Annotated in this window: 14 protein-coding genes; 3 read left to right on the forward strand and 11 right to left on the reverse strand. The window is 56.8% G+C overall.

All coding sequences use genetic code 11. From position 1 onward, the window contains the following. Window positions 1-11: 11 nt before the first annotated feature. Together AB7951_RS11845 and AB7951_RS11850 are read left to right on the forward strand one after the other, a co-directional pair. Window positions 12-1,667 (forward strand): acetolactate synthase large subunit, encoded by a 1,656-nt coding sequence (locus tag AB7951_RS11845; protein WP_439068460.1) that lies wholly within the window; start codon window positions 12-14, stop codon window positions 1,665-1,667. Between the two features lie 706 nt (window positions 1,668-2,373). Continuing rightward, entirely contained in the window at window positions 2,374-2,481 is a 108-nt protein-coding gene (locus tag AB7951_RS11850) for an alpha-hydroxy-acid oxidizing protein (RefSeq protein ID WP_244528224.1), read from the forward strand. 242 nt (window positions 2,482-2,723) lie between these two features. On the opposite strand, the gene AB7951_RS11855 is transcribed toward AB7951_RS11850, so the two are convergent. The 9 genes from AB7951_RS11855 to AB7951_RS11895 all read right to left on the reverse strand — a co-directional run bounded on the left by AB7951_RS11855 (window position 2,724) and on the right by AB7951_RS11895 (window position 13,498). Next, on the reverse strand, window positions 2,724-3,761 hold the full coding sequence (locus AB7951_RS11855; RefSeq protein ID WP_120289320.1) for a hypothetical protein: 1,038 nt from the start codon (window positions 3,759-3,761) through the stop codon (window positions 2,724-2,726). A 260-nt stretch (window positions 3,762-4,021) separates the two neighbouring features. Then, entirely contained in the window at window positions 4,022-5,083 is a 1,062-nt protein-coding gene (locus AB7951_RS11860; protein ID WP_120289322.1) for a hypothetical protein, read from the reverse strand. A gap of 309 nt (window positions 5,084-5,392) precedes the next feature. Beyond that, window positions 5,393-7,210, reverse strand: a complete 1,818-nt coding sequence (locus tag AB7951_RS11865) for a TniQ family protein (protein ID WP_441255779.1) — start codon at window positions 7,208-7,210, stop codon at window positions 5,393-5,395. Continuing rightward, a complete protein-coding gene (locus tag AB7951_RS11870) occupies window positions 7,207-8,268 on the reverse strand; it encodes a TniB family NTP-binding protein (protein ID WP_441255780.1) in 1,062 nt (353 codons plus the stop codon). Before AB7951_RS11870 ends, AB7951_RS11865 begins: the two co-directional genes overlap by 4 nt. 2 nt (window positions 8,269-8,270) lie before the next feature. Beyond that, entirely contained in the window at window positions 8,271-10,463 is a 2,193-nt protein-coding gene (locus AB7951_RS11875) for a Mu transposase C-terminal domain-containing protein (RefSeq protein ID WP_441255781.1), read from the reverse strand. A gap of 220 nt (window positions 10,464-10,683) precedes the next feature. Next, on the reverse strand, window positions 10,684-11,430 hold the full coding sequence (locus tag AB7951_RS11880; protein WP_441255782.1) for a hypothetical protein: 747 nt from the start codon (window positions 11,428-11,430) through the stop codon (window positions 10,684-10,686). Between the two features lie 626 nt (window positions 11,431-12,056). Further along, window positions 12,057-12,323, reverse strand: a complete 267-nt coding sequence (locus AB7951_RS11885; protein ID WP_441255783.1) for a hypothetical protein — start codon at window positions 12,321-12,323, stop codon at window positions 12,057-12,059. Then, complete coding sequence (locus AB7951_RS11890) at window positions 12,320-12,901, reverse strand: hypothetical protein (RefSeq protein ID WP_441255784.1); 582 nt, start codon at window positions 12,899-12,901, stop codon at window positions 12,320-12,322. Before AB7951_RS11890 ends, AB7951_RS11885 begins: the two co-directional genes overlap by 4 nt. Window positions 12,902-13,051: 150 nt before the next feature. Continuing rightward, the gene (locus tag AB7951_RS11895) at window positions 13,052-13,498 is read right to left on the reverse strand and encodes a hypothetical protein (RefSeq protein WP_441255785.1); all 447 of its coding nucleotides are present in this window, start codon (window positions 13,496-13,498) and stop codon (window positions 13,052-13,054) included. 376 nt (window positions 13,499-13,874) lie between these two features. On the opposite strand from AB7951_RS11895, the gene AB7951_RS11900 reads away from it, so the two are divergent. Then, on the forward strand, window positions 13,875-14,123 hold the full coding sequence (locus AB7951_RS11900; RefSeq protein WP_441255786.1) for a helix-turn-helix domain-containing protein: 249 nt from the start codon (window positions 13,875-13,877) through the stop codon (window positions 14,121-14,123). Window positions 14,124-14,125: 2 nt separating this feature from the next. On the opposite strand, the gene AB7951_RS11905 is transcribed toward AB7951_RS11900, so the two are convergent. Continuing rightward, on the reverse strand, window positions 14,126-14,296 hold the full coding sequence (locus tag AB7951_RS11905) for a hypothetical protein (protein ID WP_441255787.1): 171 nt from the start codon (window positions 14,294-14,296) through the stop codon (window positions 14,126-14,128). A 491-nt stretch (window positions 14,297-14,787) separates the two neighbouring features. Continuing rightward, window positions 14,788-15,081, reverse strand: coding sequence for a hypothetical protein (locus AB7951_RS11910; RefSeq protein WP_441255788.1), 294 nt, complete (start codon window positions 15,079-15,081; stop codon window positions 14,788-14,790). Window positions 15,082-15,135 lie beyond the last annotated feature (54 nt).

Consider the following 15,135-nt stretch of genomic DNA (forward strand, 5'->3'; position numbering starts at 1 on the left):
GGAGCTTGACGATGAACAACGAGGACCGGGAAATGAAAGGCTCCGATCTGCTAGTGGCGGCCCTCGAAAACGAGGGCGTCGACCGCATCTTTGGCGTCCCCGGCGAGGAGAACCTCGACGTCGTCGAGAGCTTGCGCAAGTCTTCCATCGAACTGGTCGTCACGCGTCACGAGCAGCCCGCCGCCTTCATGGCAGCGACCCACGGGCGCCTCACAGGGAGGCCTGGTGTCGCCCTCAGCACTTTGGGGCCCGGAGCCCTGAATCTCTCGACAGGGGCTGCCTATGGGCTCCTGGGAGGCATGCCGATGGTCCTGATCACTGGCCAGAAGGCGATCCACGCCAGCCGGCAGGCGCACTTCCAGATCGTGGACGTCGTCGCGAGCATGAAGCCGCTCACGAAATTGTCGCAGCAGATCGTAAGTGCGTCTTCGATTGCGACCGTCGTCCGGAATGCTTTCCGGATTGCGATGGAGGAGCGTCCCGGACCCGTGCACCTGGAGCTTCCGGAAGATGTCGCGGCGGAGAAGGTTTCTGGCGTTTCGGTGGTCCCGGTCCACCCGACCGATCTCCCGGCGCCCTCGACGGACGCCGTCCGGAAGGCGGCCGAGCTCATCCTCTCGGCGAAATGCCCGTTGCTCATGTTCGGTGCCGGTGCCAGTAGGCCCATGCTCGCGCCCGCGCTCTCTGAATTCGTCCGCCGGGTGAAGATCCCATTCTTCAACACGCAGATGGGGAAGGGGGCCGTCGGCGGGGCGTCCGACTACTATGTCGGCACGGCGGCGCTGAGCGAACGCGACTACGTCCATCGCGCGATCGACTGCGCCGACCTGATCGTCACCATCGGCCACGACACCATCGAAAAGCCGCCATTCATCATGGGGCGTGGCCGCCATCAGGTGCTCCACATCGGCTTTACGCCGGCGACGGTCGAGGAGGTTTACTACCCGCAAGCTGAACTTATCGGCGACATTGCGAAAGGTCTCGACATGCTGGCGGCCGAGCTCGATGGGAAGCTCAAGCAGACCACGCGGTGGGACGGCGTGCGCGCGGACATCCTGCGCCACATCGGCGACCGGGCCAACGAAGACCGCTTTCCGCTGACCCCGCAGCGGATCGTCCACGACGTTCGCCAGGTCATGCCACCCGACGGCATCGTCGCGTTGGACAACGGGATGTACAAGATATGGTTCGCGCGCAACTACCGCACGGACGTCGCCAACACGCTGCTGCTCGACAACGCGCTTGCGACGATGGGAGCGGGGCTTCCGTCGGGCATGATGGCGGCACTGCTGAATCCGAAGCGCCGTGTGCTCGTTGTCGCCGGCGACGGCGGTTTTATGATGAATTCGCAGGAACTGGAGACCGCGCAGCGTCTGAAGCTCGATCTCGTCGTGCTCGTAATCGAGGATCACGCCTACGGGATGATCAGGTGGAAGCAGGCCGTCGACGGTTTCGCCGATGCGGGGATGACTTTCGGCAATCCGGATTTCGTTGCCTACGCGCAGTCCTACGGTGCCCAGGGTCATCGCGTGACCGAGGCGGGCGGTCTGGCACCCACACTGGAGAAGGCCTTTGCAGCCGGTGGCCTCCACCTCGTGGTGGTGCCGGTGGACTACAGCGAGAATGTTCGCGTGCTCGTGGAGGAACTGGCCGATATGCAGCACTAATCCGAAAAGGATTTGCCGATACGCGAGGTCGCCTTCCTCGTCACGGTGACGACGCGAAGATTGACCCAGGACGGACTTGGTCAGCCGGTCGATGAGGCGACGAAAACCGCCAACTGAGCATCGAAAGCGCGCTTGTATATCGGCAACAAAAGCTACGATCTCGCGATCGAGCGCCGCGCAGCCGGCAAGATCGATGCTGGGGCCTTCGGGCGCCCGTTCATCGCCAATCCAGACCTGGTCGAGCGACTACGAAGAGGTGTGCCGCTGACCCATGCGCCGCGCGAGTCCTACTACGGCGGCACGCATCGCCAATTATGCTGCCGTCCCGCCGGCGTTGCGTACCAAACACTGGCTTTTCGGAGACACAGGCGGGGTTCGCCGGAGGCGTTTTCTTTCTTGCTTATGCCGTCGGTTCGCCGATCTTCGCCGGCGTGCATGTCGAGATGATCGCTGCGGGGAAGGTGCTGATCTTCAACATCCTCAACGAGGCCAACAAGCCGCTCCCCGCCAGCGGCGTTTCCGGCGCCGTGCTCCTGACGTCCGGAAGCGACCGCGAGACGCTGCCGCTCGTCATCTCCGGGACTGCATTGAAAGCCGAAGCGAAGGGCGACATCGTCAAGGGCGCTTCGGTGACCGTCACGCTGAAAACGGCCGCCGGCAAGTCCGGCCATACGTGTGGGGCCTTGCGTCGTTCGGCGAGGCCGGCGTGGACCGGGTGCTGCAGATCCTGGACGATGAGTTCATCACGATCATGCGGCAGGTGGGGGCGCTGGACATCAACCACATCACGCGACGCTGCGTCACCAGCGCCTAGCCGTGTCCGACCTCAGATGAATGAATAGCGCCCCGTGCCTCGACCATGGCCGTGGACGGTTTGACCGCGCACTGCAAGACATCCAAGGGACTAGGGAAACGCAGCGGGTAGGGCGCAATAGCGAAGCGTATTGCGCCGAGAAACGGTTGTGGCGGATTACGCTGCGCTAATCCGCCCTACGCTTACTATCGGCATCCCGGACAAGGCGGCTGGGCTCCGTGGCAGGCGACAGCGTTCTGACGTTAAGAGCCGCCAAGACGGGATGCATTCATTGCATCCCGAAATGCTAAAGTGACTGGATCGCGGCCGTCTTTCGAAGGCGTGCCTGTCTCCGACATGACCGCTCTCATTTCATTATTTATTGCAAAAAGTTTGGCCATGTCTCGTGCATATTCCACGGCTTTTGGGCTTCCAACGAATTTACCTCCTTGCTCCGCAAGATAGTTTTGGAAGCGATAGACTTGAGCAATGATGTCCTTAAGAGCGCCATTCGTATCAGCGTCTACGTTTTCAAATGGAAGCGGATAATTAAATTGAAAGATTGGAGAGACTCCGTCGTCGAGTTGTTGAAACACAACGCCAGCCCCTTTCTCGACATCCGATATGTGGGTCAAGTGGAAGCTTTCGTTTTGTCCCAGTGGTCCAAAGAAACTTCCATCGTCCCTCCGTTGCGCGATGGGTTGAACTATCCTTAGCGCAGCCTTGATAAGAGGGAACTTAACAATCGGATGACTAGTTTTGCGATGCATGGCGTATCCAACGAATTGAACTTTCCCTGCGTTTTCTCCGTCGACAAGGTTTTCCATGCGCTCCGGATGCCAGAAGCCACAGCGCTTGGAGAAGGCATAATCTGTTGATGCATTGAATAAAACAACGTCGTTAATCTTCAGAGCGAAGCAACTTGGCTGATGCTGAAATATAAGACTTTCAATACCGAATGCGTTCAAGCCCTTGCCTCGTCCGTCGAGTGTGTAGAGGTACAAGAGGCGATCCTTCGCGCCGATCCTGTTGTTGACGTAGAGGTGAGGGTCGATTGTTCCGATCGCATTTTGTAGTATGAGCTGATGTAGCCAAAGCCCAATGCGCACTTTGTCGAGCCAATCAAGAAGCGTAAATGCTTGGCTTGAGGTAATGGGAAGCCGTTGAAGAAGATCAAGAATGATCGGCTTTACCGTTGATTCTAGTGCGCTATACTGGTCGTTGCACGCTTCACAAGCAGGCATGACCAGTGCAGACCACGCGAACTGTATCGGCAATCCGGTCGTGGGCGAAAAAGCCATCGTGACTACACGATTGGGGTCGCCTGTGAGTTCTAGCAGCCACTGTGGCAGAACGTGCTCTCGGTTCTTATTGGTCGGATGACGCCCACAAAAGATGCACTGTCGTCTTTTGACGTTCATAGTTTTTCTATTGGCTGATAGTGGCTTCGTTCTACGGAATGAAGTTGCAATCGAGAATGCTACCCAAAACGTTATGCCTTCTTCCAAAGGTGCTGGTTCTGGATTCTAACTAATGGTGAGCGCGTCGACTGGCGCAAAGGTCACCAAGAAAATTTAGTTACCCAACTTGGCATGTATTCTCCCTTTAGGATGCCGTAGACGATCGATGCTACGACTGCTGACGTTGCTGCGATGAGCCATGAAAGAATCTGAGGCCACGCGCGTTCAATCTTAGTTGGCGTTTTCGATGAGAGATAAACGATTACGTTTGGAATGAAGCGGGTGTGAACTTGTAAAATGCCCCATCCGATTAAAGCCATTGCGAATACAAAGGGTACCCTTCGTGTTAACGAAAGCTCGGGAAGAAATACGAGAGTGCCAATGGCTAAAAGCCCGTTGATATTAAGGCCAAACGTGCGAAAGGTTGTTGATAGGGTTTTCTGGGAGCGTTTTAGCGCAGCTGCGATGGTTTCAGCTTTGCCAACAACCCAAGATTCTTGAATGCCTTGCACTCGCACTTCGTTGATGCCGGCGGCATTGAGTTCAATAAGCGCGAATTTATTAATGCCATGAGCATCGGGGCATTGAATGTATAACTTCAAATACCGAAGCTCTCCCAAGCGACCGAGGTCGGTCTGCATATCAGATGCGTACCGTGAGACCTCGTGCCCACGTTCTCGGTAAGTGAGGACCACGCGGCCCTGAGCGAAGTCTCGGCTCACGAGATCGATGAGTTCTTGTATGTCATCGGCGTAGAGGCGAAGGGCGCCGATATTCCTTGACGCTGTATGTAGTTGCTCTGCCGTTAGTCCGGTGGCGGCCTCTGTGGGAGTCGCCGCATCATGCGGCAATAAAACGTATGTGCCCCCGGTGCCAATGGTAGTTGACCATTGACCTCTGATTTGGCCCTCGGGGCCTAGTGAACCCGTGGCATTGAGTACGCCGAGTTCTTGCCCCTCTGCGGACTGAGAGGGGGTGCCTTGGATTGTTATTGAAACGCCATCAAACGTTCCAGTGACGGAATAGATCGCAACGCCAAATCTGTCGTCTAAAAGGCGAAGTGTTCCATTGAATGCACCATCGCTAGGCTCAAGTTCGGCAAATAGGTTGCCTGTGTTAGTGCCGTAAATCTTTCCAGCCCAAAGCCGCCCAATGCCCGTCATTTAGTAAGTCACCTTGCTCGGCGTTTTCCCGTTCGATTGTTCATGATTTGTTTGATGTCAGAATGAAAGCGACGCAATGCGCCGCTTTCATTTATTATTTATTGTGAAAATCAGACAAAGTTGCCCATCGGAAATGCAGAAATAGCTTGTTTTATAGGGGGTATGAAATCGGAATGACGACGGCGATGGCCGTCAGTGATGGACTAACTTGTCCGCGAAAGACGCTCTAAGCGGTTAGCGCTGGTTCGGGCACAAAAAAATGCTCCCGCCAGCGGGAGCATTTTCGCAGTCGGATCGATCCGGAAGCGATCAAGGCACTTCGCTGCGCCTGAAAAAGGTGGCTCCAACGCTCTCGAACTCATGTACCGGCCGCACACCAATCGCTCGAAGATCGTGAAGCACAGCGGGCATGTGCTTGCGGCGTTCCCGGGCGAGCATGAAGAGGGAGACGAACTCTTCGCTGAACTTGCTGAGTTCGTCGTACGTTATGATGGTCACCATGTTCCGCGAGACCGGGTTGCGTTGCCTTTCTGTCCGAATAGCACCCAGCCTAATCAGGCCCTTCATCACTCGGTGATGTATGTGAAGCTTAGAGGTCGTTTTTCCAATGGGCAGCCCTCGAAGCTCTTCGCCAGCGACGAACGGACGGATTTCGTCTACCTTGACAAGCACAGAGAGGAAGCCGCGCACGTCCGGTCGGCGACCGATCCAGGATAGCCTTCCATCTTGGATCAATCGCACAACACTAACCGCCGAACAGCGCGCGCGTCTAGCGGCCGCCGGAATGTGATGTCCAGACAAGTCCCCGGCGGGTACTTCTCGGGAGTTCTTGAGGATGCTTGTCAAGAATTCGTCTAACTCCCTCCTGTAAAACACTTCGTTCAGTTCTCCCTCTCCGAGCGAGTGACGTCTTATAAGTCCCGCCTGAAACAGCACCCGGAACGTTCCAGTCGGAACGTTGAGATACTGGGGCACTTTGTTCAACGTCATCGAGGTGCGTTCGCGTTCGATCAGTTGCTTTGCGGCCTCGACTTCGAATACAATTTTTCGGTCTGGAAGACTGGGATCTGGCGCCAGGCCGCTGGCGATTACAAGCTTTCGAAGCCTTTTTGGATGCATGGCGTGTTCGATGCTTGCACTGCGGATGGAATGGAGAACGCGGCGTCCGACGGGCTTCCCGAAAATGTGTTGTTCCGGTCCGAGTGGGAGAGAGACCTTAACAAAACGGGAGATGACATCTCGTACGGGGTCGTAGGCTTTATCTGGCAGACCTTGGCCGAATGTAGTGTAGACCCGTCCGAGCAAGGCTTGCGGGCCTTCCGATCCGAACCGTCTCACTTGGTAGGTTTTGTGCAACCCAGCCAGAAACTCAGTAAATCCGGCCTCGCCTTGGTGTAGAATCTCGAAGCCAGCCCCACCTGCCGTATAGCGCTGGTTCTCCGATAACTTTTTTAAATTCACTGTGCGGCCGTACTCGGCGACCGCACCTATCGTTTCCGCGGTTTTTGCTACAGCAAAGAACGGCATCTTATCCAGCCATGGGCTTGATGCGCATCCGTCAACGCGGTCCAGCAAGTACCTTTCCAGGCCTGAGGGCGGTCGATGAATTGCCCTATCAAGTATTCGGGGAATGCGTGGAATAGCGCTGGCAATATTGCGAACGAAGTCGTGACGAACCCCGGGCTTGAGATCGCGAGCCACCTCGACCAGTGCGATCGAATGCCGTGAGCAGGTCCGGACCGGCGAGAGCGTCCATGCGAGACGTCCGTATGCGGTCAGTCCAGGTGCTTGCACAGAGGTGGCGATGTCCTGCGCTACGCAGGCCGGGCAGATCAAGACGCGAACGCGTCTAATTGAGTCCTTCGCGAGCTCCTCAGATCGCAACGCAAAGGCGGGCCCGGTTCTTCGGACGGTATTTTTCATCAGATCGTGGAAGGTCGTTCCACCCAGCTCACATAGTTTCCGGATCTCTCGGCTGCAGCCATCGACAATGGATTGGAATGACAAATCAAAATCCTTGGCAAACTCACGTGCACTTACGAAATTGGTTGCTGCTAACCTGGACAGATAGGACGCCGGCGTCTCGTCAACGCCGGCGATGGGAGCGAGGTCGAGTTTGTTCCTCATGTTCGTCGATCCGCATTCAGCCGCTTCCGGCCGCGCTCGGTGGCCGAGGTCGGGCCGACGGCGTCGGCTTTCGCGACGTGGGTTCGGCAAATTACTTCATTCCAGCGCTCAGCAAGGAAGGGATTGTTCGGCGCATCCTGACTAGTCTTGGCGGCATAGACTGCCGCGAAGTGGTCGCGGGTTAGTGCCGGGTCGCGATTCCGCATGCAGTGAGCAATGGCCTCGATCGTCATCTCGATCGCGAGGCCCAGCGCGTATAGCGACGCGTGAGTGAGACGCGCGAACAGACTCTCGTGGTCAGAATAGGCGACCGAAATGCCGGCTTCCTCCGTGTATGCATGGACCATATCCGCAAGCAATTCCTGGTCTTCGGGCACTAGCGTTCGGAAGTGAACCTTCGTAAGGCGCCGATCGAGCTGGGGATCCAAGGCGATAAACGGGGTTAGCGTCTCGACGCCGGAAAGGATCAAGGAGATCCGCTCCGTTTCCATGAGGTTCTTTAACGTGTCGGCGACGATCTCCTGATCCCTCAGCGGAACGTTATGCACGACATGTTGAAACTCCTCGATGAAGAGGAATATCTTGCCCATTGAGTTGAGGCGCTGGCCCACCAGCTCAAAGAGGCGGTGAGCCGGCAACTCGCGTTCGAGGGGGTATCCGCTCTTGACGAGGATGCGGCGCCCCAATTGTACGATGTTGCACGGGGATGGGGCACTAATCCACAACAAGGGCGAAGCACCGGCTGGTTCGCGGTAGCCCGCGAATGCCGCGTGATTGTCAAAGAAATGACGCAACGAGGTGGTCTTTCCAACACCGGTAGGACCGATCACGACTAGTCCCTTGCCCTCTGAACGGTTTTCGAGCGAGACCGGCAGATCAGGGTTCTTGGACTGAACGGCGTTGTGGATGAGAAGGTTCATCGCATGCGCGAGCTCGGCTTCGCGCGTCGTCGGCAGGAAAATGGCCTTCATGCGTTCCAGCGCGTCGAATTGCGTGGTGAGTTCGGCTGGCAGGGTGTCGCGCAGGCGTGCCATCGCATTGATAGGTTTGGTGGTCATATTCACTTCTCCAGTTTGATGTTAGATTTGCGGGTACGCACGATCGGCGTTTCAGTTGGTTCAGAAGGCGTCGGTTCGTTGCTTGAGGCCGTGCTATCGGCATCTGAAGCAGGACGGTCGAGGATGGGGATTGCGTTGGCGAAACGATCACGCCTGCCGTCCTTGTTACGGTTCGCTGTAACCGGACCATCTGCCGAGTCTTCACCAACAATATCGAACCCGTAAAGGAGTTCGCGTTCGTGACGTTCCAGATCGCCCTTGGAGACGGTCGGGGCGGCGATATCGGCGCGGGCCATCGCAAGATTGCCCATTGCGGATATCGCCCGGATGGCATCGTCCACGTAGTGCTGCGACAATGAAGACTTCACCAAATTGCGACGGCGCAGGTCGCGCATGGCCTCAGTCCAGACCTCGAGGTGCACGCCATCGAAGTTTCCACGCATCGCTGGTACCGGAAGCCAGCCCTCGTTTACCCAGACGCTAACGCGACCTAGATCCTCATGATCGAACTTAACGGCAACGCGACTGTCACCGATCTTGCGGCGATACTCTTGCAGCTTTGCCGACTGGTAGTGGATGCCGGCGACGCGTACTCCGCGATGATCGAGCGCGCGTTCGATCGTGGGGCCAAAGATGTTTCGGAGCTCATCCCTGCCGGGTGGTGGAAGAATGCCGTACTTATCGACGAGTTCGTGCCACTTGTCGTACGGCGTCATGTTGTTGAGCGCGACGTGCGGCGTGTGATGGTATTTGTCGACGATGTATCTGACAAAAGCGAAGCCCATACGTTCCGAGAACATGCTTGCGTTCTTCCCGGAGTCGTAATCTCCCTTAGCGACCACATTGCCGAAAGTTCGACCGGAAAAATGAGGAAGAAATCCGCGGTCAAACGTTCCGAAGGCACGTTCCTTATGTCCGCGCATCTGCGGGAGTCCAACCGGAGCCGTCTCCAGCGTAGCGCGCAGGTCGGCAACTGATGACCGAAATTCATCGGCAATCCACGCGCTGCCGGTGTCGGTGCTCACTGAGCCGGGCCGCGCGGCCATTGGCCAATCGCTTTTGCATCCGGCCGCTATAGCGTATTGCGCCTTGTCGCTAACTGACATGCGCAGTATTGCTTTCGACGCTTCCTTGTTCTCGGTCTTGGCGAAACGAAGGCCCGTGATCGCCCGCGAGGCCGTGCAGAGCGAGGCGTGTAGCACTAGCCGTTCGCGCTCAGCTTCCCTCTTCTCATTCTCTGACAGAAAATCCCATTCGCCAATCTTGATAGCGATAGTGCTTGCCTGAAACTTGTGACCGTCCATGATGAGCCGCTGGAAAGCGCGTACGGATTCCATCCCACCGCCAACGATTGTGAACTTAAGCTTGGCGGCTTTGACGCCATGCCTGCCCGCGTAAGCTTCGAATGCCGGTATCGACTTTACGGCCTTGCGGAATGTCGCTTTCGCAGGAATCGAGAGCGGGTTGTCCGGCCGGTTCACGTTAAGCTGCCGGATATCGGCAGCGAGCTTTTCATGCTGACCTGCCATGGTGGGGCGGCGAATATCGGCCCAAGCGTTGGCGTGCTTGGTGACGAGGTTGAGAACCTCGGGATCCAAGCTGCTGAAGGTGTTACCCGAGCGGTGATGGCCGTCGCGGAGAGCCATCACATCCAGGCCGCCGGATTCGTATGCCCGCAGCCATCGCCGAATGGTTCGCGCTGAGGGACGCTTCGTCGCTTCGAACTTCTGGTCGCACCGTGGAGTCTTGTCTTGCGCTGCGCGCGCTACGTTACGGGCGCAGATTGTCGCGTAAATGCCGTCCATCGCTGCGTCGATGCCGGCGTCCGTACGAACAAAGGCCGGATCGTCGGCTTCCACCCGCAACAGGAGGTCGAGCGTCTCCTGCCGTTCGAGCAGCTTCTTCTGCTCTTTGGGGGCGAGCTGAAACAGTGAGAGCGCGCGGGTCCTTAGGCGCGTCCTTGCTTTTACCTCATCATAGAAGCGGACCTCGTGCTGAAGTTGATCATTTCTTGAGAGCTCGTCGAGATCCTTGTGCGAAAATCCCTCGACGACAGGTTGCCCGAGCGTAATGACCGGTGTCAACGAATGCCCGTAGTCATCGCTTTCGAGCCAGCGGTAGTCGCGACCTTTGATTGTGATCCGGTCTAGTGGGTCGAAAACGAAGCGGCGGGGTTTTTCCTTGAAGGCGTGCATGGTGTTGGTCTTCTTTGGTTGGATGTTGTGTTGGGGTCAGCGGGTGCGCGACGTCGATTTCATCGAACTCCGCGTTCGATCATTCGCCCGGTCGCGGAAGCGAATTGCCTCCGGAAAGAGCCCATGACGAAACTGGCGGCAGAGTCCGTGATGATGTGGTCAGGAACGCCCATAGCTCTGGAGCGGTCGCGGGCAGCGGGGATCGGGCGGCGGTAGCTGGTCATGTGAGTATCTCCTTAGGTTGGACGGTAGCGTTGAAGGGGCAGCGGCGGCGGATGGGCGCGTTGAGCTCGATCCGGTTTTCACGATCTGCGAGCTGGAAAAACCGGTCGGCGATTAGACGCACGACGGCTCGGAATCCTGAACCGCCCAATCCGCTAAGCGCGACGACGTCGCGAATGGTCACGATGCCGTTGATTGCCGCGGTTGCTTGGCGGACGCGCTCGTCGTGCTCTGGAACGCAGTAACGGCGCGTCTCATGAACGAGCTCCGCGTTGAATCTTTCGCTCGGCGAGAAGTCGAGTTCGGTCATCAATGCGATCTCGTCGGCGGACTTGCGACCAGCCTGCTCGGAGATAAGCTTGAGGATGCGCCGGATTCCGCTTTGCTCGACCTGCGACGAGTGTTTGATAGCGGTGAGGGTCCGGATGGCGGATGTCCTGACCGTGAAGTAATCGAACGTGTGATGGTGGTATCGGTTATCGTCCCAATAACCAATTTTGGGGGGCTGCTCGAGAAAGAATGAAATATCCGGATCCATCGAGAACGCTTCACCCGCGAAACGCTCGGGGCGGCTTTCAAAGTTCACGACGCGGCCGTCTTCGACGATGAAGCCAGTCGAGGAGTACCGCGAGCGCAGCGCCGGGTGGCGGCTTCCGAGACTGGGTCTCGCCGGCGTCCAGATATGTTCGTCGATCTGCAGCGGTGTACCGACGCCGGGAATTTCATCTTGAGCACGCAATTGCATCGTAGACCTCCGGACAAGGGAGGAGCGTTCGCGGAATCGATGTCCGACGTGTTTCGCTCCGAAAGGTGTTGGGGGAGGTCGACAAGAGGCCAAAGGCCAAGACTTCATGCTTGCGCCATTCCGCGCGACATGCGAATCTTTAGGTGTCCCGCTAGGACATGGGCTTGGCTTTATCGTCGACCCGCGAGCGCGCGCCCCTGCGAAGGGCGCGCGTTTTGCTTTAAGACGTATCAATCGACATGCGAAAGCTCCAACTTTGGTGACGCCGTATTCGACGTCTGGAGCGAAGATTGACTCGGGAAGCTGCAAGAGACCATCGCGCGTCAAGTGAAATGTTGAGTCCCCGGAATCGGTTAGGTAGATGACTTCAGAAAAAGATTCTGGATGGCGTCATCCGTGCTGACCACGAATACGATTCCAACAATCCGAATGGCTGGATTCGTTCGATGGTGATTGAGGATTCTGCATTTTCGCTTGAGCCGAACGAAGACGTCGATTGTCCGCTCCCCAGCAGCTATCGCGTACTCACGAGAAGCCGTCTCATGTGCTTGCACGCGGCACTACAGCGTCGATTTAAAACATATCTCACAAAAAAGTGATTGAGCGTCTTTCGTAGTGGTTGCCGCCTAGAGGTCCGTAAAATTTACGCCCTTTGCGCTTTCGAGTGCCGACGCAATCAGCCGCCAGATGCTCTGGAAACGATCGTGATCGAGGACGTAAGTGGTGGAGGCGCGCGCGCTCGTCCCGGCGAGGGGATTGGCTCCCTCGATAATGTCGACCCTGTAGTCGCTCCGCCGTGCAAGGTCACTGATGTTTGCGATGTACATGCGCCCGATGGTATGTCGAGCGTCGGCATACCCGCCGGGAAGGATTTCGACGGTGACCATGATCATCGGTGATCTCCATTATCTTTCCCGAGTCCTGGTGCTGAAGTGTCCGCGTCTTGCACCGGACATCTCGTCAGAATCTCTTCGATTGCGGCACGGTCTAGGTACCCGATTTCTTCCAAACGAAGCGCGACCGCCTCGACCGTGCCTCGGTTCTTGGCGATCAGATCACGCGCACGCGAGTGGGAGCGATCCAGACGCTGCTTGATCAAGCGGACGATCGACGGATCGTGCAGGAACATCTCGGTGGTCCGATCCGAAAATTGGGCGACACCGATCGCTCCAAAGCCGAGGCGCAATTCGAGGTCGATTGCTGCACTTGTGGCACGCGAAAAGTCGTTATCCTCACCAACACCTGCACCGGCCATCGCTACGCCTAGTAAAACCTCCTCGGCAGCGCGACCGCCTAGAAGCGACGTGATGTAGTTCTCAGTTCCACTTTCGGTCTGCGCATTGGCCCGCGAAGATTCAACGTGCGTCGCGCCGCCAGTATCTAAGATCGTTAGCGCCTGGAGGGCTCCGTCGATTGACGATCTACAGAGGCATTTGCCGACGGCGCATGGAGCATCAGAAATGTGCAGCATGCCAGAGCAGGCAGTGTTTAGGGCAGAAGGGATTGAATTTCTTTCGGCGACCTGGCGCCTCAGAAATCAGGCTCGTACGGCGTGAGCCGTTTCATCGATGTTGTTCGCGAGTGCAATAAATTGTTGGCCTGGTGTCAAAGGCGCAACTTCTCAGAGGCGAGCAACAAGCCAAAGTGAGCTCAGCGAAAGGCAGGCCGGATCTATCTTTGACCTGCGACGCAAGGCGCTGGCTATCAAGATCGAAGACGCGGCGTTGCCTTCGATCGCGCAACACACGACAGCCGAAAGAACATCGTCAATCACCGGAGCTGTTATCCGATGGTTCTTGAGCTGCTCGACGGCAATTCGAATCGCGGTCGGAGAGCTTCCCGTAATTGCGCGCATCCAGTCGAAATCGACAGGATCTGCCAACAGTAACGCCTGACGTATGACCATAACGTCTTTGCCACGAAAGGCATGCGGTGTGCGGCTGCGCCACCAATGTAGAGGGTTGGGCGAATTGGCAAATGGCAGGATATTAGTTGTTGATGGCGCGGCTACATTGGAGACATTTGTCTCGATTTTGTCGGTTGCAATTCGCTTGTACTTGGCGGGCATGCGTCACTCCCGGAAGTATTGCATTGATGGGCTTGGTTTGATTGCGACGCGTTCTGCGCATAATTTGGCACATGTGCACGAACTTAAACTTGACCGCGCGAGCGGACCGCAAAGCATGCAGTTCTAAAACACTATGTGGTCGAATTCGGCTTTCGAATCCTTGGGAGCTTGAGAGCTTTGCTCGTAGGCTTTTCTCTGAACCAAGGATTCGTACTTCTCGACGAGCCGGCGCAATCTTCCCTAAAATTCTTGGCAAGGATTGAAGGGTACAATCCGTTCTCGTCGCTCGCTCGGTGCTTTCTTGCCACGAGGTGGCGTTTAATGATTTGTTAACACTAGCACGCAGTGTGACATTCGTCACTCTTGGGTTCGTTTTATGGTTAATTTGCGTGACCCCGCTATCACCTCTGCGCAACTGCGCGCGGCGCGCGCCTGGCTGGATTGGAGCCAGGAAGAGCTGGCCGCCAAGGCGGGTATTTCGAAGCGTGCTGTCGTTCGCTATGAGAGTGGTACGTCCGTTTCGCACGCCGAGACGTCTACGAGCCTACGAACTGCGCTCGAGGCTGAAGGACTTCGGTTTCTGTTCAATGGGATGAAGGGGACGGGCCTTAGCGTTGTGGAGTGAACTCAATTGATACCGATATCGTGGTCGGCTGCAACGTCCGGCAGACCAGCGACATGGACGGTGGAAGGACTCTCGAGGTTAGGCTGATCCCCAGCTTGTTTGGCCGTCGCATGAACGATGGCCGCGGGCTCGTCGTGCGCCTGCGCCGGCGAGACGACGGAAAATGCCGGCATCCCGCCCGATCTCCTGCCTGTCGTCGTTGTTTATAACGATGCCGAAATCTTGGCATTGTCCAACCTCGCCATCACGAATGCTCTGCCCCGTATCCAGGACATGGCGCAGGACGACCGCCTTTTCGTCGACAGCCTAATGGCAGCATTCACTCAGACAAGTTCCGAAGCTGCGAGGCGGTTGAATGAATTCATGGAGAAGAAGGCAACGCGGATCGCACCAAGCCCAGCGGTGTCTAGCGCTCGGCTCCATCCTGGCGCTGCACGACGTCCATTTTCTGGATTCGACAAAGGGCCGTTCTGTTTTCGATGGCGCGAAATATGACAAGCCGAATTGGCGCAACGGCCGAAGCAAGCCATCGCTCTCATAAAGTGGCTGATCAACAAACCTGACAAACACAACGGAAAAATTGAAACTGACATCCGTGGCTAACCGACACAGCAACTCAACGGGCAGCTTCGCGATCTTGCGCAGCAGGAAGCGCAATAAAGCATCAAATCCGGAAATGAGCACACTGCAAGATGGCTGGCCGCTCGATGACGACGGCTTCGCGAAGCTCGGCGAGCGGCACTATGTCGCAGTATTGGCTGATGACGGCAATGTGGGCAGGTGGGTATTTGGAACTGAGATTTAGCAAGTCGAACTGGCTCCGCGCGCCAAAGGAAGCCGCGTTGATAAAAGGGCTGGACATCCAACCAGAAGTACAAAGTGAGAAAATCGTAATCGATATCAGTGGGGGATAACCGAGGCGCTTGTCACCAACGTCTGTCACAAACGAATCGCTCATCTCCGCTCTCTACTCACGCCGCATGGGCTTCTCTGAAAGTGGGACGCTCTAACT

Source organism: Tardiphaga sp. 285_C5_N1_2 (assembly GCF_052076065.1).
Taxonomy (GTDB): Bacteria; Pseudomonadota; Alphaproteobacteria; order Rhizobiales; family Xanthobacteraceae; genus Tardiphaga; species Tardiphaga robiniae.